Source organism: Flavobacterium sp. UMI-01 (assembly GCF_019656315.1).
GTDB lineage: Bacteria > Bacteroidota > Bacteroidia > Flavobacteriales > Flavobacteriaceae > Flavobacterium.
In genome coordinates this window covers 345,847-368,724 of the sequence record NZ_BPLU01000067.1, presented here as the reverse complement: position 1 = coordinate 368,724, position 22,878 = coordinate 345,847, and the positions used below count along the sequence as shown (strand labels likewise).

The 22,878-nt window shown below is 38.3% G+C and carries 34 protein-coding genes; 7 read left to right on the top strand and 27 right to left on the bottom strand.

Annotation, left to right across the window (positions count from 1 at the left end; genetic code table 11):
* Positions 1 to 4: 4 nt before the first annotated feature.
* The 18 genes from K5R64_RS15560 to K5R64_RS15475 form a co-directional block, all read right to left on the bottom strand.
* Positions 5 to 847, bottom strand: coding sequence for a hypothetical protein (locus K5R64_RS15560; protein WP_220764745.1), 843 nt, complete (start codon positions 845 to 847; stop codon positions 5 to 7).
* Positions 844 to 1,308: a hypothetical protein gene (locus tag K5R64_RS15555; protein ID WP_220764744.1), complete on the bottom strand. Its 465-nt coding sequence runs from the start codon at positions 1,306 to 1,308 to the stop codon at positions 844 to 846. The genes K5R64_RS15560 and K5R64_RS15555 overlap by 4 nt, the downstream gene beginning before the upstream one ends.
* Positions 1,298 to 2,131, bottom strand: a complete 834-nt coding sequence (locus K5R64_RS15550) for a nucleotidyltransferase (protein ID WP_220764743.1) — start codon at positions 2,129 to 2,131, stop codon at positions 1,298 to 1,300. Before K5R64_RS15550 ends, K5R64_RS15555 begins: the two co-directional genes overlap by 11 nt.
* A 2-nt stretch (positions 2,132 to 2,133) precedes the next feature.
* Positions 2,134 to 2,433 carry a hypothetical protein gene (locus K5R64_RS15545; RefSeq protein WP_220764741.1) on the bottom strand — a complete coding sequence of 100 codons (300 nt, stop codon included), beginning with the start codon at positions 2,431 to 2,433 and terminating at the stop codon, positions 2,134 to 2,136.
* Positions 2,434 to 2,436: 3 nt separating this feature from the next.
* On the bottom strand, positions 2,437 to 2,721 hold the full coding sequence (locus K5R64_RS15540; RefSeq protein WP_220764739.1) for a hypothetical protein: 285 nt from the start codon (positions 2,719 to 2,721) through the stop codon (positions 2,437 to 2,439).
* A 17-nt stretch (positions 2,722 to 2,738) separates the two neighbouring features.
* Positions 2,739 to 3,248 (bottom strand): hypothetical protein, encoded by a 510-nt coding sequence (locus K5R64_RS15535; protein WP_220764737.1) that lies wholly within the window; start codon positions 3,246 to 3,248, stop codon positions 2,739 to 2,741.
* Position 3,249: 1 nt separating this feature from the next.
* Positions 3,250 to 4,239 (bottom strand): hypothetical protein, encoded by a 990-nt coding sequence (locus K5R64_RS15530; protein WP_220764735.1) that lies wholly within the window; start codon positions 4,237 to 4,239, stop codon positions 3,250 to 3,252.
* Positions 4,240 to 4,857, bottom strand: a complete 618-nt coding sequence (locus K5R64_RS15525) for a DUF6046 domain-containing protein (RefSeq protein WP_220764733.1) — start codon at positions 4,855 to 4,857, stop codon at positions 4,240 to 4,242.
* 1 nt (position 4,858) lies between these two features.
* Positions 4,859 to 6,559: a tape measure protein gene (locus K5R64_RS15520; protein ID WP_220764732.1), complete on the bottom strand. Its 1,701-nt coding sequence runs from the start codon at positions 6,557 to 6,559 to the stop codon at positions 4,859 to 4,861.
* Between the two features lie 167 nt (positions 6,560 to 6,726).
* Complete coding sequence (locus K5R64_RS15515) at positions 6,727 to 7,146, bottom strand: hypothetical protein (protein WP_220764731.1); 420 nt, start codon at positions 7,144 to 7,146, stop codon at positions 6,727 to 6,729.
* An 87-nt stretch (positions 7,147 to 7,233) separates the two neighbouring features.
* Positions 7,234 to 7,671, bottom strand: coding sequence for a hypothetical protein (locus tag K5R64_RS15510; protein WP_220764730.1), 438 nt, complete (start codon positions 7,669 to 7,671; stop codon positions 7,234 to 7,236).
* Positions 7,672 to 7,674: 3 nt separating this feature from the next.
* The gene (locus tag K5R64_RS15505; protein WP_220764729.1) at positions 7,675 to 8,829 is read right to left on the bottom strand and encodes a DUF2586 family protein; all 1,155 of its coding nucleotides are present in this window, start codon (positions 8,827 to 8,829) and stop codon (positions 7,675 to 7,677) included.
* Entirely contained in the window at positions 8,829 to 9,323 is a 495-nt protein-coding gene (locus K5R64_RS15500) for a hypothetical protein (protein WP_220764728.1), read from the bottom strand. Before K5R64_RS15500 ends, K5R64_RS15505 begins: the two co-directional genes overlap by 1 nt.
* Positions 9,324 to 9,346: 23 nt before the next feature.
* The gene (locus tag K5R64_RS15495) at positions 9,347 to 9,862 is read right to left on the bottom strand and encodes a hypothetical protein (protein ID WP_220764727.1); all 516 of its coding nucleotides are present in this window, start codon (positions 9,860 to 9,862) and stop codon (positions 9,347 to 9,349) included.
* 6 nt (positions 9,863 to 9,868) lie between these two features.
* Positions 9,869 to 10,279 carry an N-acetylmuramoyl-L-alanine amidase gene (locus K5R64_RS15490; RefSeq protein ID WP_220764726.1) on the bottom strand — a complete coding sequence of 137 codons (411 nt, stop codon included), beginning with the start codon at positions 10,277 to 10,279 and terminating at the stop codon, positions 9,869 to 9,871.
* Complete coding sequence (locus tag K5R64_RS15485; protein WP_220764724.1) at positions 10,276 to 10,611, bottom strand: phage holin family protein; 336 nt, start codon at positions 10,609 to 10,611, stop codon at positions 10,276 to 10,278. The genes K5R64_RS15490 and K5R64_RS15485 overlap by 4 nt, the downstream gene beginning before the upstream one ends.
* Positions 10,612 to 10,685: 74 nt before the next feature.
* Complete coding sequence (locus K5R64_RS15480; RefSeq protein ID WP_220764722.1) at positions 10,686 to 11,648, bottom strand: hypothetical protein; 963 nt, start codon at positions 11,646 to 11,648, stop codon at positions 10,686 to 10,688.
* Positions 11,649 to 11,659: 11 nt separating this feature from the next.
* Complete coding sequence (locus K5R64_RS15475) at positions 11,660 to 12,652, bottom strand: phage protease (RefSeq protein ID WP_220764720.1); 993 nt, start codon at positions 12,650 to 12,652, stop codon at positions 11,660 to 11,662.
* A 144-nt stretch (positions 12,653 to 12,796) separates the two neighbouring features.
* Between K5R64_RS15475 and K5R64_RS15470 the strand changes: the two genes are divergently transcribed.
* Genes K5R64_RS15470 through K5R64_RS15450 form a run of 5 tightly spaced genes read left to right on the top strand, consistent with a single transcriptional unit; the run spans position 12,797 to position 17,988 of the window.
* A complete protein-coding gene (locus K5R64_RS15470; RefSeq protein ID WP_220764718.1) occupies positions 12,797 to 13,240 on the top strand; it encodes a DUF1804 family protein in 444 nt (147 codons plus the stop codon).
* On the top strand, positions 13,233 to 14,762 hold the full coding sequence (locus tag K5R64_RS15465) for a hypothetical protein (protein ID WP_220764716.1): 1,530 nt from the start codon (positions 13,233 to 13,235) through the stop codon (positions 14,760 to 14,762). The genes K5R64_RS15470 and K5R64_RS15465 overlap by 8 nt, the downstream gene beginning before the upstream one ends.
* Entirely contained in the window at positions 14,762 to 15,232 is a 471-nt protein-coding gene (locus K5R64_RS15460) for a hypothetical protein (RefSeq protein ID WP_220764714.1), read from the top strand. Before K5R64_RS15465 ends, K5R64_RS15460 begins: the two co-directional genes overlap by 1 nt.
* Positions 15,233 to 15,235: 3 nt before the next feature.
* Positions 15,236 to 16,573 (top strand): DUF935 family protein, encoded by a 1,338-nt coding sequence (locus K5R64_RS15455; protein WP_220764712.1) that lies wholly within the window; start codon positions 15,236 to 15,238, stop codon positions 16,571 to 16,573.
* 8 nt (positions 16,574 to 16,581) lie between these two features.
* The gene (locus tag K5R64_RS15450; RefSeq protein ID WP_220764710.1) at positions 16,582 to 17,988 is read left to right on the top strand and encodes a phage minor head protein; all 1,407 of its coding nucleotides are present in this window, start codon (positions 16,582 to 16,584) and stop codon (positions 17,986 to 17,988) included.
* Here K5R64_RS15450 and K5R64_RS15445 read toward each other — a convergent pair.
* Positions 17,975 to 18,208, bottom strand: a complete 234-nt coding sequence (locus tag K5R64_RS15445) for a hypothetical protein (protein ID WP_220764709.1) — start codon at positions 18,206 to 18,208, stop codon at positions 17,975 to 17,977. The genes K5R64_RS15450 and K5R64_RS15445 overlap by 14 nt on opposite strands.
* A gap of 37 nt (positions 18,209 to 18,245) precedes the next feature.
* On the opposite strand from K5R64_RS15445, the gene K5R64_RS15440 reads away from it, so the two are divergent.
* Together K5R64_RS15440 and K5R64_RS15435 are read left to right on the top strand one after the other, a co-directional pair.
* Positions 18,246 to 18,809 (top strand): hypothetical protein, encoded by a 564-nt coding sequence (locus K5R64_RS15440; RefSeq protein WP_220764708.1) that lies wholly within the window; start codon positions 18,246 to 18,248, stop codon positions 18,807 to 18,809.
* Entirely contained in the window at positions 18,809 to 19,300 is a 492-nt protein-coding gene (locus K5R64_RS15435; protein WP_220764707.1) for a hypothetical protein, read from the top strand. The genes K5R64_RS15440 and K5R64_RS15435 overlap by 1 nt, the downstream gene beginning before the upstream one ends.
* Here K5R64_RS15435 and K5R64_RS15430 read toward each other — a convergent pair.
* The 8 genes from K5R64_RS15430 to K5R64_RS15395 form a co-directional block, all read right to left on the bottom strand.
* A complete protein-coding gene (locus K5R64_RS15430) occupies positions 19,286 to 19,516 on the bottom strand; it encodes a hypothetical protein (RefSeq protein ID WP_220764706.1) in 231 nt (76 codons plus the stop codon). The genes K5R64_RS15435 and K5R64_RS15430 overlap by 15 nt on opposite strands.
* A 79-nt stretch (positions 19,517 to 19,595) precedes the next feature.
* A complete protein-coding gene (locus tag K5R64_RS15425) occupies positions 19,596 to 20,138 on the bottom strand; it encodes a hypothetical protein (RefSeq protein WP_220764705.1) in 543 nt (180 codons plus the stop codon).
* 16 nt (positions 20,139 to 20,154) lie between these two features.
* Complete coding sequence (locus tag K5R64_RS15420) at positions 20,155 to 20,997, bottom strand: hypothetical protein (RefSeq protein ID WP_220764704.1); 843 nt, start codon at positions 20,995 to 20,997, stop codon at positions 20,155 to 20,157.
* A gap of 43 nt (positions 20,998 to 21,040) precedes the next feature.
* Positions 21,041 to 21,595, bottom strand: a complete 555-nt coding sequence (locus tag K5R64_RS15415; protein ID WP_220764702.1) for a hypothetical protein — start codon at positions 21,593 to 21,595, stop codon at positions 21,041 to 21,043.
* Complete coding sequence (locus K5R64_RS15410; protein ID WP_220764700.1) at positions 21,579 to 21,797, bottom strand: hypothetical protein; 219 nt, start codon at positions 21,795 to 21,797, stop codon at positions 21,579 to 21,581. The genes K5R64_RS15415 and K5R64_RS15410 overlap by 17 nt, the downstream gene beginning before the upstream one ends.
* A 2-nt stretch (positions 21,798 to 21,799) precedes the next feature.
* On the bottom strand, positions 21,800 to 22,228 hold the full coding sequence (locus K5R64_RS15405; protein WP_220764698.1) for a hypothetical protein: 429 nt from the start codon (positions 22,226 to 22,228) through the stop codon (positions 21,800 to 21,802).
* On the bottom strand, positions 22,229 to 22,555 hold the full coding sequence (locus K5R64_RS15400) for a DUF4406 domain-containing protein (RefSeq protein WP_220764696.1): 327 nt from the start codon (positions 22,553 to 22,555) through the stop codon (positions 22,229 to 22,231).
* Positions 22,555 to 22,878, bottom strand: a 324-nt coding sequence (locus K5R64_RS15395) for a hypothetical protein (protein ID WP_220764695.1), incomplete at its 5' end; no start/stop codon positions are given. The genes K5R64_RS15395 and K5R64_RS15400, both read right to left, overlap by 1 nt.

The window sequence follows — 22,878 nt, the reverse complement described above, 5'->3', positions numbered from 1 at the left end:
TTTTCTAACCTACATATTCGATAAACATCACTACTCTGTATGGATTAAGTAAGGAGAATTCTTGCCCACTACCTTTTTGGCTTGTTTTACCAACAGTGGGCGTATTGTTAGAACTTCTAATTCGATAATTTTGGTTTCCATCTCCACCAGCATTATATCCCTCTTTTACAGGCGAATTTGATGCTGTAATTGCGACTCCCGCATCTACTGTATCATTAGAAAACATAAAGTGATCGTGTTGTGGCAGTTCAGCAATGGAAAACGTTTTATTTTTAGCTCCTCCTGGTTTACCCATAAGATTAAATTCCGTTTGAGTAGCATCAAACCCCACAGGCATACGTCCACGCCAGTCCACCACCTCAGCCCAACCCGTAGGAATATCGGCAGCGGGTTTGTTCCATAGCACCATACCGCCTCCAGCTTGGAACACGGCGTTTTTCTTTTCTAGTGTTTCAAGACGTGTAACAATATCCGTTGGAATTGCTTTCGTCTCAATGGGGCGTTTAAAATCTGCCCAATTCATAGCGCCTACACCAGTACCAAAGGTTACATAACGGGTTCTAATAACTGTTTTGGATTCGTTATTTTCAAAAACTAGTGCCTCAGTATCTTCTTTAATGATTACTTTGGTTTGTGTACTTCCGCCTCTGAATTCGAATACTTCACCATTCACGTAAACCACACCGTCACTCACTGTGGTACCGGCTACATTACAGCCTGATAGAATAGTCATGTTACCAGCTACTGATCCAAGACCATTAAAAACGGTATGGGCTTTTTGGATTTCGTCCAAAATACGGGTTGTCATAGGAAAGCCGCCTACTTGATTTACGTCTAATTTATTCATGTTGAAATGATTTGATATTTTTTGCCCGCCAACACATAAAATTCTAGTGTGGCCATGATTTCATTTAGTTTTGTGTTCATTACATCTGCGGGAACATAGACCAAAAAATCTACTGTAGTTCCCACATAGTTAAACTCGGGTTCAATCCACATTGTGCCTAAAAACACGGGTAAATTTTCTGCGGGTGTATAAATATAATCCTGAGCTTTATTACCCGTAGTTTCAATTGAAATACGCCTTAAATTCGTGTCGTACCTGTCGTTTAAAGCCCCTCTTAAATAACACTTTTGAGAATTGTAGCTTAACTTTTTTAGATTATCATCTCTCAGCCTTGACCATTGATAATGCAAACTCGCAATTGGTGAAACCAATGCTTTCAAATACCCAAAGAGTTTAGACTGCCTCATGAACGTAGGCAAAAGCAGCAAAACGAGTTTATCATAATCTACTTTATGCCACATAACTTATATTGTCAAAATTTGGAATAGTAAAATAGCCACTTACGGGTACTGTTTTCACATTAATTGGTTCGGCATCGAGATACTCATTTGTGTTGATATCTATAGCCTGCGATTCAGCATTAATAATATGCGGAATAGTAACTCCTTCTACTTTTTGAAGTTTATCAACCAAATGAGCCAAAACAAGCTCACCGTTGAATGGCAGTTCCTTCATGTATTCGCTAATGGCATCCTCTACAGGATAGTTACCATTTAGAATACTCATTCCATTTTCATCTAAAACCAAAGGATCACGATAAATTTGAATGTTTAATAACAAAATATCGGGAAGATGATTCACCACTAAATACTTCACGCCACAATCCGCAATTTCATCCATATACGCTACAAAAGCATTTTTTACCTCGGGTTCAATGGGAGTCAGAACGCCATCAATTTCAGTGGCAATCTTTACATACAATTGCCCTCCTGATTTTGTAACAGCCGAATATTTAATCACTTTTGAAGCTTCAATTTCTTCATCTGTAAACCCAGTATTGTCGTATTTGTCCGTGTCCTGGATTAAATCAAAACCATATTGAAACGCTAAAGCCTTTGTACGGTACCAACTCGGGCGGTGCGGCATTTTTGCCTCAATAATGTCGTTTACTTCGTTTTTATGCGTATCATATAAGTTTTCTAAAACCCATATTGAGAATGAAACAATGAAAACGAATAAACGATATATAGCCGTTTTGCTCGTAGTTGTTAACCCCGCCAAATTTTCATCTGCCGTAATATTGCTAAAAATTTCATTTTGTATCGCCTGTATCGTTCTTGCCATTACTATCGTACTATAAAAGTTGAACCTATTCTCATTTCGCCTATTCCTAGAGGCGGGCTAATAATTTCTAAATCAATACTATTTATTCCAGTAGCGGGAATGATTTCTTTTGAGGTGAAAAAGGATACTTCTTTATTTGAAATGGGAATGCTATCCTTAATCAAAATAGTTTGTCCTGGTGCGATATCATCCGTAACCGAAAAGCCATTGTCAAAAGCAATAGCAAAAGCATTTGTTGCGCTTCCTGTGTATCGAATGGCGATATCAAACCAAGATTGTAATATTAATGCTGTTACTTTCATTGCTTAATAATTAGCATCAACCTGAATTGTCAAGTCATCTGCAATTTGTATTTTGTTTACGGTCATGCCGTCAGTGGTAAACTCAGTTCTTATCTCTCGTGCCAAATTACTAGGGTCGCTATCTTCAAGGAAACGTCTTGCACCCACGCCACGCATTGGCACCTCTTTAAATTCGGTTTTATCTGCTAAAATCAATAACTTTTGATGCTGAGCTGTACTTTCACCAACGACAAAATCGCCATTCTCAATTTTCAAATCCAAATTATCATCTAATAATAAATCTCCCATTTAAACTCGTTTTAAACCTAATTTAAAAACTGATTCACTCTTTGCTCCAATGCTTCAAATTGAACCAAGTTGACCATTGCTGTAGTTGTTCCTGTAATAGTATCGGGTGTTGTAAGCGTAAAACTCATTGCCTTAATAGCTGCTAACAAATCAACCATGATCTTCTTGAGCGTTTCGTTTTCCTTTTGCAAAAGGAAACCCGTTGCATCTATTTCGAGAATGCAGTCACCTACATAATACCCAACCTTTTCAATTTCGTCACCAGCAATCACCATCCAGTCCTCATCATCTTCCACCCGAACGGCCAAAACATAGCTTCCAACTTTCGGTACCAGGATAAAACTCTTTTTATCCGAAAGAACCGGACGAAGACGAACATCAAAAAACTCCTGACCATCTTCATCAACCAGTACACAAGTCGCTTTGGTTTCATCAACTGATTTCACTTTTGCAATGTTGCTCACAGCGGGACCATCATTTTTAGCCATCTCTTTCAACTTTTCTCTTATTTGTTCAGGAGTTGCCATCTTAGTTACTTGTTATAAATCCTAATTGTATTTTTTGCCTACCACCACGAGTTCCAAATTCCCCGTCTATACTCTCAATAAAAAAACTACCTGACTTTTCAGGATATTTAAACCCATCAATTTCTGCAACATCGCCTTTTTTGACAGCTGGTTCTAAGAAAGCGGTTATACTTCCCTCATAACCGTTATAGTTGCTTTTAGTCTGCAAGCGGTTAGCTATTTGTTTTAATAAATCGGCAGGAATTCCCGCCTTTATTTTCAATGCTTTTTCGGTACTGTATTTTTCAGCGTCAGATTTCGTGCGTTTTACTTCACCTTTTCCATCTTTCTCCTGGATCACTATTCGAACATTCTTATCAACAATTCTTTTCTTAAAATCATCGTCTTTAACTGTGTTCCAACCCAGTCGAAGCTTAATAGTTTTTCCTTTTTTACCAAACTGTGTTCCAACATACAGCTCGTTAAAATTGAAGTACACCGCTAAGTGACATTCTTTTTTCAACCATTCTAAAACCTGAATACCAGTTGCATTTTTAAAACGAACATTCGACAATGGAATGTTTGGCATATCAGTCGAAAGTACAATTTCAGTTCCTGCGCATAAATCAGTTAATAATTGCTTAACTGTAACACTCGCATAGCTTTTATTAAATATGACGTCATACAATAAATAACTATAACCTTCGCATTCTATCTTTACAGGAATCCCCATATTGACACGCTTAATAAAACCTTCAAAACGTTTTACATTGTTACCGTCATAACCTAACAGAATGCTTATTTTATCATTTTCCTTAAAAACATACTCCTTGCGTTCGTTTGGTTCTTGCTTATCTTCAGTCACGGTTTTAATTGTTTTCAAGTAAGTGATCCTTGGCAACTCAATAGTACAGGTGTCTGTAAAACTGTTTACATCCGTTCGCCATGTTACTCTGGAAGGTTTTACCTTCTTGTAGTCGCCTATAGTAATATCGCTCGTTAAGTAAAACATCTATGGTATAATTAAATCTTGTATATAATCAGTTTCAACAATCATCGAAAAGGGACGAATCCAAACTGCTTTTCCTTGCACCTCTGGAAAGTCTAAAGCACTTACCGCCACTCGACAACTTTCGTCCAGGAATATTTCAGGATAACCACCATGCAACTCGATAGGCTCAGTTGTTTCAAACCAGTCTTTTAATTGTAATATTTGATCCTCTGGAACTATTCTATTTTTACCAATCAAAAATCCTTTAATCGTGAAGCGGTAGTCATCAATAGCAAAGCATTCTTTCACCTTTCCTTTTCGCTCGCTTACTGGTGTGCGTATGATTTCTTTCATCATATTGACACCAACGGTACAAGCTTCAATTTCAATAAGCTTTTTGCCTTGTTTCCATAATTCGATAGGAAACCAAATATCTTGGCCGTAAGCACCTATTTTATTAAAAGCAATGTTCTTGCTCGAATAATCAATAGACCCTTTTGGTCTCGGATTTTCCATTGTAACCGAATAACCTGGCTCCTGAGTCAAGGGCTTATTTTCGTCATTCGTAACAAAATAAGGCTGATTATTAAAATAAGTCTTGTATAATTTTAATAAGTCAAAAACAGTATTTGTACTCATGTTAAACTAATTTTGAACCGTTATACAATACCCTAGCCAAGGTCTCCATGACAATGTTTTCTAGCTCCTGAGCCGATTCTTTACCATTCATGGTCGTGAATTGAATATTGTCAAAAAACTTACCTACATGAATATTCACCACTTTAGGGCCCGCACCCGCTACAGTTTCTCCCGCCGCTTTGCCTGATGCGTTGTTGGTTGCCATCATGGCTCCACCAGCTCCTAAAGGTGAATTCTTAGGGTCATCATTCTTAGGCTTAGGTGTAATGAGTGTTTTGGTTGATTTTACCTCAATATCTTTTGTTCCTTTAATCCACTTATAAGCTTTATCTAAAGCTTCAAGTATTGGCCTAAATACATTGTCCCACGCCCAAGAAACCAAATCAACAACACTACTAAACAGCGTGAAATAAAAGGTTAAAATCCCACCAATAAAAGAGAATATATCTTTTAAAATTTCGCTTTTTTGAATGAATGCAATCATGGAACCTACTAGATGCCAAATTTTACCACCCATTTGAACAACTAGCGCCCAAATACCTGAAAACACCTCATTTACTCGTTCTATCCAACCCTGCCACTCACTTGTACCATTGACAATAGCCATAATGTAATCAACTCCATTACCAATGCGGTTAGAAAAAGCATCGATATAAGGTTGTGCTTGAGCAAGTCCAGAACTTACACTATTTGCGAATTTGATACCCAAATCCAACACCTTAATGATAACGGGCGAAAACGCGTCACCAATATCAGATAAAGCATTCCCCGCTAAATCTTTTACTGTTGACCATTTACCCGCTTTAGTTTTGCTTTGCGCATCAAGTGCCCCTTCATAAATACCCCCTTTAGCGTTGGCCATAGCCATAGACTTTGAAAGTTGTTCGTAAGTCACCTCCATCTCTTTGACTTGAGCAATACTCTTGCCTGTAGATCTGGATAACATTTCGTAGATATTAATACCAGCAATTGCAAACTGCTTAATATCGACACCAGTGGCTTTTCCTTGGTTTCGTATTTGTTGCATATTGAAAGCCATTCGTTGTAACTCATCGTTACCACCGCCTACTGCCGCAATAGCATTGGCTAAATTCATTGTATCTTTACGAGCTTCTTTTGCTCCAAGATTTGTAGAAATTAACGCTCTATTGACAGCCAAGAGTGATGCGGTGTCAAATGGCGTCACATCGGCATCTTTTCGGATGTTCATGTATGCTTCAGTAGCTCCTTGTTTTCCTAAGAAAGTGGTCAATCCTGTAATGGCTTGCTCTTTTTGCATGCTCCTACTAATCATTGCACCCACACCTGCTGTAACAGCTCCTGCCGCCAACGTAACACCTCGTAACGCTAAACCTCCAATCATAGAACCGATAGCCACACCACCTATACCTATGCCATTTGAACCAGAGCCTCCACCAACATTACCCGCATGATTCGATGCTTGTCTTTGTAGCATGGCTAGTTCTCGACGTGCGGCCGATATTTGGCTCGGTATCGTACTACGGCTAATCGTGTTTTCAACCTCTCGTATGCGATTTTGAATTTCACTAAAACTCATAGATAAAATGCGGTTTCGTCCCGTCATTCTATCAGCCTGTTGGCTCATTCTACCAAATGCAGATTGTGAGCTCGAAGCCACTCTCGTGATATTCGAACTCATCATGTCTTTCATTCGTAAAACAAACTCAATCGTATTATTCATTTTAGTTTTGTTCTTTTTTGGCTAATTCTAAAGCTATTCCGGTACGATAGAAAAAGAGTTCGTCACCCCATTCTTTTAAGGCATTAGCCCCAAACTTCATGGAACCGAAAACAATTAAATAATCAATGCCTGCTTTTTGTTCTTGGCAATCCTTGATTCCTTTTTCACTAAAAGCGAAAGTAATCTGCTTTTTTCCCCTCCAAGATGTTGTTTATTTGAAGGAATACCGCGATAAACTTGTCTTCGTCTTCAACCAATGGATGATCGCCTTCAAGCCATAATTGTTGCATGATAAAGGCAACGGCTTTGCTCATTCCGTTCGTTCCAATGGCCGTCATATAATCACCTAAGTCATCGGCTGTAGGTGGTCTCAAAACCGCCATATCATTATCGACTTTTAAGCACACTAATTCACGTCCGCCGTGTTCTTGTTTCCATTTATCCAACTGCTCTTGACCAAATCGGGCAATAAATGCCGCTTTAGCGTCTGAAGTATCTGCTGTTGGTTTTGCTTTTTCTGCCTCCTTTGCAATTCTATTTGCGAAAATGGCGTTCAAATTTCCTGCTGGTTGTGTGTTTTTTTTCATTTTGTTGTATAAGTATTTCGTTTTGTTTAATTCGTTTCAATATTCCACCCAGTCACCCCCTCCTTAGGAGGGGGAAAGGGGGAGGATTTATGGCAACACTACATTCATAGCCAAATATGGCAAAGTAATTTCACGATGTTTGGCATTTTGCTCCATATCGACACCCGCTTCTGTAAAGGCTACACCTGAGGCGATGTATGTTTTTACAGGATCAGTCGCACGTTTTTTGTAAGCACAAGTAATCACAATTGCTTCGTGAGGTACATCAGTAATATCATCAAAGCCAGCATCTCGAGCTGCTTTGTTCATAGCATCGGCTTCAAAGCCTAAAACCTTGATGCTTCCTGAGTTCTTTTTATTCCCATTTTGGATGTCGATAGCGTCATCACCCGCACCGTATAAGTGTTCTTTTTCCACTTCCTTCTTGAAGCCAAAGCCACGTAATCCTTTGATGGTACGGCCTAAGATTTTAACTTCAAAGCGTGCCCATGCACACTCATCAGATGTTATATTTACATTCGCCATAGCTTATATGTTAGAGGTTAAACCAATCGTTACTTGCAACCAGGTTAAATATCCTAATGGCAATATTTTTACTTCAATTTCACCCGTGCTTGTGTTCACGATGTCCACATCGGTTGGGACGTTCACATCCACATTACTGACTTGTCCAGCCATTTGCGAAAGCAATTGTTGACTAATCTCGTTTTCTAAATGCTTCGCATCTGTAGCGTTGATTTGTCCGTCATCATCCACACGTACCGTTGTTTCCAATAGTGGGGTTGCTGTTGCTACTGCCACACGTTGTGCTTTATCGACCAAACGACCATGCACTAAGATTCTGAAATCATCATCAGAGGCCATATTGTCACGCCCAAAATAATAACCCGCTGCACCATCACGACGGTGCATAATGATATACCCGGCATTAGCAAAAGCGTCCAACTCTTCAGGAAAAAAGTCTTCGAGAGGCTTATCGCCAATATATGCTTGTGAAATAGATAGAGCACCGTTTTGACCGTTGCCCAATTTTACATGAGCGCCATATTTAACAGCTCTAGCCAAAGCCAACGCAACCGCCCCAGAACCATCGTTAAGATTACTCCCTAAGACGATACCCGCATAGCCATTCGCCGCTGTATTCGGTTCAAATACATCAGCGGTCAAGTCAGCAACACGTCCTTCAATTAGGATACGAACGGGCTTGTTAATGGATTGTTGGTATTGTGCCAAGGTTTTTGAAGCCAATAAAGCCGACTCAACATCATCATCCAAAAAGTGATCTTCAGCGGGTGTATAAGCTTCAGCTGGTTGACGAATCAATCCTACAACTGTAATTTCCCCTTGTGCAGCAAGTAATAGTTTTTTCAAACCATTAGTATTAGTAGCGGTTGCCATTTGCGTCAAAGTCATGGTATCCTCCACTCCTAAGATGGTCAACGCCTGATTTCCGCCCAATTCTTGATAAAACAATTGGATTGCTTTATTTAAGAATGGTTCGTCAGCTACGGTATAGCCTTTAGCCACAGCATCGTCATAATTATAAACGGTGACAATTTCACCAATTTTAGAAACCGAAGTTCCCACGAGTCCTGCAACGCCATCCAGTACTTGTACTTGACGTTGTAGGTTGCCATTAGTAACAACTACGTTTACCTTTGGCGTTCCAGTTCCTTGTGCCATTATTCTTGTACTTCAGTATTAATAATTACTTTGTACGCTTCAAGAGCTGCAATCAAAGTGTCTTGTTTTTGGTTTTCAGTATCTAACCCTAAAGCTTTTACTAAAGCTTTAATTTCTGAATACTGAGCTACAGAAGCATCAAAGTTTTTCAAAGCATCTAAAGCCTGTACTTTTTCTTCGTCCTCAGAACCTTCGTCCTCAGAACCTTTGTCCTCAGAACCATTGTCTTCAGAACCTTTGTCTTCAGAGCCTTTGTCCTCAGAACCTTTGTTACCTAAACCTTCATCTTCTGATTCTGTATTTTGAACCACAATTTTAGTTGGTTGTGCAACTTCCGCTCTAGTATAGGATTTCACCGTGTCATCTTTCAATGTGTTGGCAAATCCTTTGGCTGTACCAATGGAGTGAAATACACGTCCGTCACTAGTGATGTGACATTCTTGACTTTCTTTGTGTCTGGCGAAATAATCCGCTGCTTTATCTTTATTTGACATTTTAAAATGGTTTTAAATGGTTTTTAATTTCGGTTTTTAAAGGCAAATCCCAAACCGAGTAAAACGGCTATTCCAATAAAAATTCGTCCTAGAATGATTTGTGTTTTTTCCCACCACGAAAATTCGGCGGGTACTGGATACGGTACTTTTTCAATAGTGGACTTATTCTCTTTGATATAAACGTCCTTCCATTGTGCGAAAAGCTTTTGCGCTTCAGCGGTACAATCAACAGTGAGTATATTATCCTTTAGGTTGACCTTTGGGGGTTGCAGATACGCGCCTTTTTTACTCTCGACTTTTTCCTTTTGATTGATAACAGGTTTGCCGTTGATACATTCGACATAAGCTTTATAATAGCTACTGTCTTTTTGTATTTCAAATACGGTGTCACGTATTACCGTGGTCACATTTGTTGTGGTTGTTGTCTCTGTGGTTGTTGGTGGAACAACACTAGAACTTTTGCAAGAACTTAGTGTTGTGGCCAACAAACAAAACAAAACAAGTACAGACAACAGATTTTTGAGGTTGATGTTTTTCATATTGATTTATAAGTTTTGATATTCTGTTTTTGCATCGAAACTCGGACAGGCTTTTGCAACTTTTGGAAAATCACGATGTCCTTGTATGATGGCGTTTGGAAATTGTTTTTTTAATTCGGTGAGCAGTTGTAGCATTGCTGTTTTTTGCTCTGGAGTTCTTGTGTCTTTTGGCGCTCCTTTTACATCGATACCACCTATATAAGAGATATTGATTAACACGTTGTTGAAACCAGCTACACCGTTAGACACTTGGTCTATTGGTAACAAATTGACCACTTCACCGTCAGTCTTAATGATGTAATGATAACCAGGGTTTTTCCAACCTAAGTTGGTTTTCCAATAATTTTGAATACTAGAGATTGTCGTTTTTTGTGCTGTAGCCGTACAATGAATTGCTAAATACTTTATAGTCCTCATTCTTCTGTTTTTTTGCTAACCCCCAATTTCAACTTTGCGTAAATGGAAGCGAGTTTTAATATTTGTTCAATTTCATCCAAGATGAGTTTTGAAAATGTACCTGAGAGACCACAAGCCACAAAAACAATATTCTCATTTTCGATTTCTAAATAATCCTTGCAAGCAATACCCACACAAATAGAGATAAAAATGGACACGACCACTGATTTTATAAACTCACTCCAAGACATTTGGGTACGCATCCTGTGAATGACTGAGCCTGTGGCACCGCCTAATATGTACGGGTTGAATTTTTTCAAAAAATCCATGATACTGTCAATTATATCTATCATGTTCGTAGGTTAAAAAAAAAGGCTGCCATCACTCAAGAGACAGCCTTTTACTATTTATATTCTATTTCATAAGATTAAACAGTTGCAGCTTGAACCACTACTCCTATACCTTTCCAGTCTTCACGACGGCAACGGCCTCCCATTTTTACTAATCCAGAGTGGATATCACCATAATACAATGGGTTGTCCATGTCTTGGAAAAGTTTGGTATCACCCACGGCTTTCGTTACTGATTGTTTTTGCCAGTAGATGCTAGCTAAGTTGTCCGTAGCTCCAAGAGCTTCACCTGGCAATCTAAAAGTTCCATTAGCTTGAATAGCTAAAACTGAACTTCTCTCTAGGAATGAGAACCCTGCAAACTTTCCGACAATACCATTTTCCAAGTCTGCCGACTCTTGAAAGGCTGCCATTTGGTTTGCTGACAACGAGTCAATAAATTCTTGGTACATATATGATTCTAACATCGCATAGCGATCCTTAGCGGGCACACCATCTTTATTGAACTTTGCTTGCATGGCTTGAGCCTCTTTGTAGGTATGTGCCTTACGGGTTCCCGTTTGACCATCCTCTGGATTCACAGCCGTAGCCGCACCCGTTGTTGCAATTCTTCGACCTGCTGGTAAAAACTCAACTGTAGTTCCACCGCCTACGACTGGTTTCACACCTCTTATCCAAGTGTACACTAACTCATCACCAATAGTCTCAGCTAATGTATCAGTATGATCGGCCAATACTGAATCGGTTTTCTCGTAGCTGATTTCTAAAGCTTCCGCATTAGTAATCGCTGTAGGATCAGTAGTAAATACATCCAAAGCGTACATTACTGCCTTGTCACCACGTTGTACTGCTGTACCCGCTCCAAAGGCTCTGTTTTTTACAACAGTAGGTTTTGCACCTGCTTGTGGTAAATACACAATCGAACCTCCTTTTACATATTTCGACTCATCGAAACAAAGGTTGATGTGTGGGTTTGTTCTACGTAGCTTTTCTACGATATAAGAGCTCCAAAACTCTTGTGGTATTTTTGGATTTGCCATAATTGATTTAATTAAGCGTTATTAGGAAATTTTTCTTTTCTCAAGGTTTCGTACAAGTCAGGGAACTTGGTTCTTACTACTTCCAGTTCATTAGAAGCGTATAAGTCGTCCCATGACTTACCAACAAATGACTCAGAGCCTGTTTTGTCACCCAAATTCTCGGTAATCAAGGTTTGAGCAGGCATCGCTTCGATTAATTTTTTCAATCCTGCTGGATTACCTGCAAAACTGTCCGCCAATTCTGTTGCTAAGGCAGTTGTCAATTTTTTGTCCGCTTTTCCTTTGTCCAATAAGTCTTGAACTTCTTTGGTTACGTTTGCGGCTTTTAAGTCTTCGACTTCTTTTTCTTTAGCAGTCAAAGCCGTGGTTTTATCCGCTAAATCCTTTTCTAGTCCTGGTACTTTACCAGCCTTGTCTATCAAGTCCTGAAATGCTTTATTAGCATCATCATCAGTTGACTTATCGCTTAGGTTTAGAGCCGTAAGCATAGCGGCTGTTAAAAGAATTTTACTCATTTCTTTAGGTTTAGGTTTTACAAAATCAGCTAGGTTTAGCTCGTTATCGTTTATGTCGTAGAGATTAGCTAGTGCGTTGTGATTGCCCGGAATGTCAACAAAGGAAATTTCACGAGGAAACCATTTGGTAACTGTAGGGCCTGTTTGTCCGGGTAGCATCAAATCTTTATCGTCAGATGCTTCCAGAACCACAATCTTACCCATTGAGGCGGCATTGATAAATCCGTTTTCCACTTGCGCTGCGATGTCTTCGCCTTTTGGATGTGATAAATTGACAACTGGCTTACCAAATAGTTTGTCGTCTTCAATGCGCAAGTCTTCCCATTTTACAATCACACCACCGTCACGGTCATGCATCAAAAAACCAATAGGATTTCTTTTGTATTGTGCCAAATCCAGTCCAGACGTCAACAGGCGATAACCGTACACATTGACGCTGTTATCCGTTAAGCAAAACTCTTTGTCAATTTTTTTAAACTTATTACTCACTTGCTAAAAATTAAGGTTGTGCATTCTTGAGAGTACAAACTTGCGAATGTTCACAACCCTTTGAAAATAAGGGCGCAAGGCTTGCACAACTATTTTAAATCGGGGGTGTTTTTAGTCAATTTTGCCCTGTAATCAAGTAGTAAAATGGGAATTTCTAAAGCACAGGAGCGCGAGTATGCTCGAATCTTATACGTAAGCGAACGCATCACCTTTAAGGAGATAGCAGAACGCACGGGCGTAACCGAAAAGACTATTGGTAAATGGGCTGTAGCTGATAATTGGGATAAGCTTCGCAAAAGTTTGTTGACTACTAAAGAGAACCAACTGGTTCACTGGTACAACCAACTGGAAGCCATGAACGAAATGATTGCTGAACGAGATGTTCCGGTACCTGATTCAAAGGAAGCGGATGTTATGAGTAAGATCACTTCAAACATTCAACGCCTGGAAACCGAGATAGGACTTGGCGAATATGTAGAAGTATCTCGAAAACTATTAACGTTCATCCAAACGATTGATTTGAGTGACGCTAAAAAATTCAAAAATTACATTGATGAGTTTATCAACTCGAAGTTAAAAAATGGCTAAAAAAGTAAGCAATAAGGAGTATTTAGACGCGTGGAGAGAGTTCTGTGAAAACATGGACAATGCCACACCTATTGACTTAACCGAAAGCCACGGGGCGAAACTTAGAAGAATAGCTCATTTAGAGAAAAACCCCGAAGAGTGGTTTAAATACTACTTTCCAAATTATTATACCAGCGAACCCGCTGAATTTCATATTAAAGCAACCAAACGTGTATTAGCTAATGCCGAATGGTACGAAGTACGCTCATGGGCGCGAGAACTCTCAAAGTCAGGGCGCACCATGATGGAAGTACTTTACCTGGCGATGACGGGAAAAAAGAAAAACATTCTTTTAATCTCGAATTCTGCTGATAATGCCGAAAGGTTGCTTTTACCTTATAAGGGAATCCTGGAACGTAACAACCGTATTATTGCTGATTACGGCGTACAAAAAAAGGTTGGTTCTTGGGAGTCCTCCGAATTTAAAACGCGCAAAGGCGTTTCCTTCCGTGCCATTGGAGCGGGACAGTCACCCCGTGGAACTCGTAACGATGCGAGCCGTCCAGATGTTATTTTGATTGATGATATTGATACGGACGAATTTTGCCGTAACGAAGAGCTTGTAAAAGAACGTGTCAAATGGATAGAGCAGGCGTTGATACCAACACGCTCAATTAGTACGGGATTGCTATTAATAGCTTGTGGTAACATCATTGCTAAATATTGCTGTATTACTGAGATGGGAGCTAAAGCTGATAAATGGGATATCGTAAATATCCGTGATGCGGAAGGAAAAAGCACGTGGCCACAAAAGAACAAAGAGGAACAAATTGATCGTGTATTAGATACTATTTCTACTTCTAGCGCCGAAAAGGAATATTTCAACAATCCTGAAGATGATGGTGATATATTTAAAGAAATAATCTTTGACCAATTGCCTCAATTGCGACACTGTGATTATGTTGTTGCTTATGCCGATCCAGCTCCAAGTAATAAAGATAGAACTAGCTCATCGGGTAAATGTGTAGCTGTTATTGGTCGAAAAGGCATCAAATATGGTGTTTACAAAGTTTGGTTAAACCAAATGACAAACGCTGCATTCGTTGATTATATGTTTGAAGCCTATCAATATATGAAAAGAGCTGGTGTTGACCCTATAAATATATACATAGAAAACAACGCTTTGCAAGATCCATTTTATGAACAAGTGCTTTTGCCTCTAATTTTCAAAACAGGTGAAGCTCAAAACATTGCATTACCCATTACTCCCGACGAAAGAAGTAAGCCTGATAAACACGTCAGAATTGAGGGAACGTTAGAGCCAAAAAATCGATTAGGTCAATTAATATTTAATAAGTCAGAAGAAAATGACCCAAACATGAAAAGGCATACGGGACAATTTACGAGTTTCAATATGAAATCAAAAAAGATTGACGGACCCGATACAATAGAAGGAGGTGTAGTTATAATTGAAAATAAAGCAATCGCAAGTCCTGGATCAGTTGAAACTGTACCAAGAGGAGCAAATAAACATAGAATGTAATGTTAGTACAACCATCAGAACTCACGACCGAACTATACCCAGAGATTCAAAACGCAATCACCCGGGGAAACCAAGATGAAGTAATATCACAGATAAAAGCCGCTGAGGATTTTTGCAAATCCTATCTGTTTAAATACGATTTAAAAGCCCTTTTTGGGGATGATACTACTGACCCAGTTGTTGCTCCAACTGTCGTAGATGAAAATCTAAAAAAGACGGTTAAAGTAATTGCGTCTTATTGGCTGGTTCGAAAAGCAAACCCTAATGTAAACCTAGAGTTATTTAGGGAAGATTGGGAGTTGATGATTGGGAATAAAGAAGTACCCGGATGGCTATACGACATTAAAGAAGGAAATATCAATCCGAGTTGGCCATACGAAGCCGATGACCCCGAAACCCCTGAAGACGAAAGCACCGAAAACGATGGCGTTTTTTGGGATTCAAACAAAAAACGTACTCAAAGATTTTAAGCTATGGCAAAAAAAAATACTACTACTAAAGTTACCAAGCCTGTCGATGACCAGGCTTTTGTAATACACGACCTTACCCTTGTTTCTCCAGACCGTGGGAGTAAGGATATTGGCAAACTAAAAGAGAGTGTCATTAGTGCCGAAAGTGTTCATTATCCTAACCGTGTTTTGCTTTATGACTTGTACCACGACATCCTGTCTATGGATGGTTTTTTGCGTGGAATTATTCAAAAGCGAATTGATTCCGTCAACAATAAAAAAATCAAATTCATTCAAGCCGATGGTAAGGAAAACGAAGACTTAACCAAGTTAATTAACGGTCAAAAAGGACGTGATTTGATTACGCTGTTAATGGAATCGAAACTTTGGGGAACTTCAGGGATGGAGTTTGTTGTGGGACCTGAATTAGAATTTAAGGAAGTTCCCCGCAAACATATCAAACCTGAAAAAGGATTGATTACAAAATCACAATACGGTACTTCTGAGCAAGACGGCTTTAAATATCAAGACATGCCATTTGTGTGGGTAGTAGGCAAAAAGAACGATTTAGGCTTACTCCTAGCGTGCTCCATGTATGGTATTTACAAGCGTGGAACCTTTGGTGATTATGCGCAGTATGTAGAGATATTTGGGCAACCAGTCCGCATCATGAAATATGATGCCTACGATACCAAAACCAAACAAGAGCTGAAGACGGTAATGACCGAAAGCGGTTCGGCATTGGCGATCATGATACCAAAACAAGCCGAATTTGAAATGAAGGACGGTAAAGCATCCAATGCAGATGGTAAATTGCAATTGGGGTTGATTGGTGCGTGTAATGAGGAAATGTCTATTGCTATTTTGGGTAATACCGAAACAACCAAAGCAAGTAGTTCGAGTGGCTACGCTCAGAGTAAAGAGCATGGAGAACAACAGGATGAGTTGACAATATCTGATTTAATATTTGTCGAAAACCTATTGAATTCGACTAAGTTCTTGAATATATTGAAATCGTACGGTTTTGACGTAAACGGAAAGTTTGAGTTTGAGCTTGACCTTGATTTGTTTAAGCTGAAGCTTCGAATGGAAATTGATACGTTTGTTAGTACCAAAGTGCCTGTTGGTGATGAGTATTGGTACCAGACTTACGGCATTCCTAAGCCTGATAATTATGACGAATTAAAGGCGAAAATGGAGGAACAAAATCAACTAGCACCGCCAGAACCAGACGAAGCTGAAACGACCAAAAAAAGGCCAGAAAAGAAAGTCAAAAAAGGGTTATTGCCCGAGAAAAAACAAAACTTAGCCGATAAGTTCCTAAAGAACTTAGCCGATTTTTTCGACCAAGCCCAACACTAGTTGGGCAATTGAACGACTTATATAGTGATAATTGCGGTTGTACCGTTTTGCCAGACTTGGCAGACAACGGCCAAGAGTGGGACGATATTTATACCGAAATTGCAAGACAGCTATTAGAAGGCGAAGACTTGACCACGGATGCGTTATACAACAAAACAGCTACCCAATTAGTCGAAGCCATGCACAAAGGCTTTGGTGGAACTTATGACGATAATGACAGCCGTACAGCGTTGCAGGATAAATTCAAGCGCAATATTGAACAGTTTTCCTATGCTAAAACCTTAACGCAATTTCATTTATTTAAGGATGCTCTGTTTAATGATAAAGGGCAAATTCAAAGTTTAGCTACGGTTAAAAAAGCGGTTGCTGATACAGGCGAAGTTTTTAATAACAATTATTTGCGTGCTGAACATTCCTTTGTCACTCAAACGGCTATCATGGCCAATAAGTGGGAAACCTTGGATAGTGAGTATTTAGAGTTTACCACGGTGGGTGATAGCCACGTAAGACCGGAACACCGAAAATTTGACAAGTTCACCGCCTTAAAAAGTGATCCAATTTGGCGACGATTATACACGCCTTTAGATTGGGGTTGTCGTTGTACTGTTATTCCTGGTACTAAAAAAAATGTAAGCAAGGAATTTGACAGCGATTGGGCAAATAAAGCAGTTGATCCTTTGGTTAAAGGAACTATTTTTGATAATAATGCAGCGCTGACAGGGAAGATTTTTACAGAAAAGCATCCTTATTTTAAGGTGACAAATAGTAAAAACAGACCTATTGCATCTAACGATTTTACTCCTGAAGGAATTAAGGACTATGAAGAAAAAACAGGAATAAAAGTAAACAAGGAAATTTTCTCTTATTTAAAGAAAGAAACCCCTTTTTATACGATTAGCCCTGATAGTGTTGGCACTAAAGGAGCGTTTTTTCATCCTGACAAAAACTATGTTGTTATTCCTATTGATAAAATTAGGCTTAATAGTAAATGGAAAGCTGAGTCTGTCGTTTATCATGAATTTGGACATGCAGCTGATTGGCAAAATGATTTAAAATTCAAAAAATCAGTAACCGATTTAATGAAAAAACATAGGTCCATATTAAAGCTTGAAAATGGATATGCTAACGTTGACAGACAAGTAATGGCTTTAGGCTATAAGTATCAGACAGAAGGTAATTGGGATATGACATCTAAATGTATGGCGGTATCTGACACTATAATGTCATTGAATTCAAATTATGGACAAGGACATAGTAAAGCATACTTTAAAATAAAAGGAATGTCAGAAGCTGAATTTCTGGCTCATGCTTTTGAAAATAAGTTTGCGGGGAATGATGTCTTTAAAAAGATTATGCCTGAATTGTACGATGATACCATCAAGCTAATAGATGAGTTGAAAACTAAATTAAAATAATGTCTTCGATGGAATATTCATCTATCAAAATATCACTATTTGATATTTCAGTTTTTAAGGATAGCACTTTGAATTCTTTACTTGCAGTTTCTAATAAAGGAAATAACTCTGTGCCAATATGGAGAAAAAGGGTGGACAAAAACTGTGCATATTCATCAGCTGTATTGCCTGAATAGTCCCGTTTTGATACTAAAGAGTCATATAGTTCTTTTCCTTCCATGAAACAAAAGTACAAAAAAAACTAATTAAACAAACAAATGACACCCGAAGAGTTCCCAAACGTACTTAAAGCCAAGGCAAAGCAAATTGAAAACTACGCCAATACCCGTTATCCATCGGTAGCGGGAAACATTGCTTTGCGTTTTATTAATGGTAATTTCAGGGCTCAGGGATTCCAGGGAACGAGTTTTAGCAAGTGGAAAAAAAGTAACAAAAAGAGCGGAAGTACCTTAGTTATTACCGGAGCTTTGCGAGCTGGAAACTATTACACCACGCAACCAGGACAAACGACTTTAAAAAACAATATGCCGTATGCCAAAGCGCACAACGAAGGTTTTAAAGGAACGGTGCAAATAAAAGCGCATAGCCGTAATAAATACAGCAAAGCCAAAAAAGGAACGGGTAAGTTTACCAAAACAGGCAAGGAACGAATGCAAACGGTCACTTATAAATCAGGTAGTAGCCAAGTGCGAGCGCACCAACGCAAAATGAACATTCCTAAGCGACAGTTTATGCCAACACATCCAAATGATAGTCCTGTGTTAAACAATGCCATTGTAAGACAGGTAACGAGAGATATTCAACAATTAATGCAAAAATGATGGAAAGTCCAATAGCCAACTTATTCTTAGCGATTCAAGACCGAATCTTAGACCAGGTACCAGAGATCAAATACATTGACCAAAACATGGGGCAGTATTTGAATAATGAATTTAGAAACCAAATGTTGTTTCCTGCTTTGTTGATTGATTTTCCAACGGAAGATTTTAGCGAAATGCAAGGATTGAACCAATTTGCTGACGTCAGCATCATGGTAACGTTGTTCTATGATGTTTGGGACCACACCAATAGTTTGACGCCTCTTGATATCAAAAAAGAGGGTTTAAAGTATCTTGAAATTGACCAAAAGGTATTCATGGCATTGCAAGGTTGGCATCCTGATTTTTGCGAGCCACTCATACGCAAGCAGTCTAAGAACCACAATGCAAACGAAACGGGATTGCGAGTGAAAGAAATCAGCTTTAGCACGCAATACGAGGACTATAGTTGTGATGTTTCAGCAACGGTGAATTTGAGTTTACGTACCGAATAAAGACAATTGGTTTTGGTTTTCTTTAGGGATTGGCATTCCTTTAATGTTCATCCATTGGCGGTAGCTAATGTAAATATTGAACTTAGGAAATACGGTGCGAATGATTTTAGTATCAGGCACGTCATCATGCTTGGCGTTTTTGTACACGTCAATAATGAACTGAGCACGTTTGTTATAATTTTTCTTATTATACGCCATATTACAAAAATAACTCACATAAATTAATTGTGCAACACGAGTTTTAGATATAAAAAAACCCGCTCAATGGCGGGTTTAAATATTGTTTAAATAGCATTTAATTTAATCTTGGAGACATGTTTTTTAAATACCAAAGTCCATCAACATCAGACTTTTTAAAGTTGTACCAATAACCATCTGCATCTTTACGAACGCTATAGATTTGAGAAGTTGCGTTATTTTCATTTATAGTAGGCTCAATGTTTTTCTTATAGAATGGAAATAAATCATCAAATTTACCTTTTACACTATCAAAGGTAAATTCTTTTGTGTCACTATTATTAACTTTAAAATGAACACACAAAGTATTATCTAAATGCAATTCATACCTTCCAGTATAATTAGAAAGATATGCTTCAATTGATTTTTTATCAGAATCGCTCAAACCTTCTTTTATGAACACATAAGTAATCAAGTGAAGATACTTCGATTCTTTAGTTTGAAAATAAACATATTTTGTTTTTGCTTCCGATGCAATTACATCAGCAAGTGTTTTGGTGAAATTTAAATCAGATTTATTGGCCTGATTTAACAAATCGATGTTTTGAGCTTGAACTAAAAAGCCAATCAATAAAGCTGTGAGTAAGAGTAGTTTTTTCATAGTGAATTATATTGTTTTAAAGATATTTAATAAAGTTCATACCTAAACTCGTTAATAAAATTTCGCCATTTTTATTTATAATTAATTCTAAATCAAACATCTTCATTTTTATATCTTCAGATAAATCAATAAAGTTTAATTTCTCGTTATCTCTAATCATCTTAATTTCAGTTCTTTCACGTAAAGAAAATTTTGGAATCAAAATATCATTAATATACCCATTTATATCTCTCTTTTTAGCAATGGTTTTGTTTAATTTTTCATTCGAGTCTAAGTCCTCTAACTCGCTTTTAACAATAGTTTTAATCATATCATTTGATTCCTTAAGCTTTTTATTTAAAGATTCAATTACTGAATCATCAAATTTTTTAATCTCTTCAAATGATTCTAATTTTGTTTTATGGTTTTCTTCCATAGCAATTTTCGATGCCTCTAGTTCATTAATCTGTTTTTGAAAATCCTCAATCTGTTTATTACCTGTCTCAATGTTTTTCAGTTCAAACTCTTTTCTCGCAAGCTTTATTTTTTCATCGGTAACAAAATCTTTTGATTGATAAATTCGACCTATTCTGATTTTTTTGATAGGGGCAAGAACCCAATCAATACCTATCATTATTGCAGGAATTGCTAGTGTGTAAAACAATGCCAAACCAATAGGCCAAAGAAGTGCAGAAAGGGTGCAAAAATATTGATCAATTATTTGAATACGGTCTTCAATTGTCTGCTTAGAAAAAAGTAGTACCACAATCGGTCTCCAATTCCAAATGATAAAAGCCCAAAGGAAAGCTCCCGAAATTGGTGTTTTAAGGCGTTCTTTGGAAGTATCTATAAAATCCTTGATTAAATCTACAAATGTCATGGACTGTATGTTTTTTTGAGTTGACCAAATGTAAGATATTATTTTAATACCTTAAAGCTGTCCAGTGAATAATTTTACCTTTAAACCAATAATTACCTGTCTCTTTTCCTTTCTTTTCAATAATATCTAAAAAGTAATTTCTGAAGTCGTTGTAATCATCGAAGCCGTCATTTAAGGCTAAATCTCCCTGTTGAAAAGCATCTAACTGAAAGTCGTCATCACCTATATATGAATCTACTTTTGCAATAGAAATTTCTAAAATTGAACCTCTTCGGGTCATAAATATTTCTTGAACACTAACAACAGGAATTCGTGGCGCAAACCTGAACATATCCTTTTGCCTGCAATTGATAAAGAAATCAATCATTGTTCCTGTTTTCCAACGGTCTTTTTCGTCGAGGCGGATGGTGTGGAGTTTGGGGTGAAAGGGTTTTGTGTTTTGAAAACCTTTGTCAAGGCATTGGAAATACTCAGGGGGGAATAAGTATTTTTTACCTTCTGGAGTGATTTCTGCAAATCTTGTTTGCAAAACTGCCCATATCTTCTCCACAAAATAAGTGGGCTTTCCGTTGAGTTGTGTGCTAAAGGGTAGTATCATTTTCACTTTTGATTACTTGTTCTACAATAGTTTGCCACTTATTACAAAGGGCTGTTTGGGTTTTCCATTGTTCCAGCCCGAGGTTACGAGCTTGAATGATGTTGTCCTCAATTTGAATGCGGTTGGCTCGTTTGCTTACCATACGTTGTGCGAGTGGTTCTAGTGTCTTGAAGGCGTTGGTGGCTTCTATTTTTTCTTTCATGTTTAATCTTCATCGTTATACCGCTTTTGGTTTATCCAAGTGACTAAATGCGCTTTGGCTTGACCATTGGTGGCTAGGTTTGCATTGTATTTTTTGAGTCTTAGGAAACATTTTATTTTGTCCTGGTCACTTAGTTTGTTCCAAGCTCGCTCGGAGTACTCCCGTTTGACTTTGTAATTGTATAGTTTCCAAAAATTGTCAAACGACAAATCAAAGTCGGTCATTTCAACGGTGGTGGGCGGGTAGAGTTTTTCCCAATCTTTCAGGTGGGCTTCTTTCCAGGGGAATTTTCCTTTGTGGTATAGAAAGATTTCTTGCTTATCGGTCAAGTCGCCTTCCATGACTTCAAAGTGGATTAAAACACCTTTTAAATTGTATTTAAACTTCCAAATTTCGCCACTTCTAATCTTGACGGTGTAGGTGCGATTCATCTAATACACTTTTTGGGGTTCTTTGATGTGCTTGATGTCATAATAGACTGGAATCCCAAGGTGAAGTGCTAATTGCAATTCGATACGAGCACCAGGAGAACTGTCATGATTGTCTAAGGCTAGAACTGACTGGCAATTCATTAATGCGGTGATGCACTTACGCATGGCTAAATCCCAAGGGCATTGCCAGTCATTAACTACTGCTAAGGGATTGACGGCCTCGTGGCCTAATGCTTCGATTTGCTTTTGGGCGGTACCAAACTTAATAGTGCAATCTGCTATGGGTAGTCCTGTGACTTTTCCAGCGATGTATATTTTTTGTTTCATTACGTCAATTGTTGGTTTAAAGAGTGTTGAATTTGTCTAATGGCGTTACGATCATAGTCGCTCAAGGCATGATTTTCGACCAATAGTGTGAATTGCTCTAAGTAGTGCGCCTCGACCATTTCGAGACTAAAGCTGTGCTTTTTGTTCTTGGTAAACAAAGTTGCTCCCTGCTGTACCTCGATTTGTTTTTTCTTGAACTTTATTGCTACTTTATCGACAACAGAGCGGGCTACTTTGACCGCTCTATCTTTGGTGGGTGTATGGTCAAGAAAGCCAAAGCAGTACACTAAGCTATTAAGCTGTTTTTCGGAGATGCTGAGTTT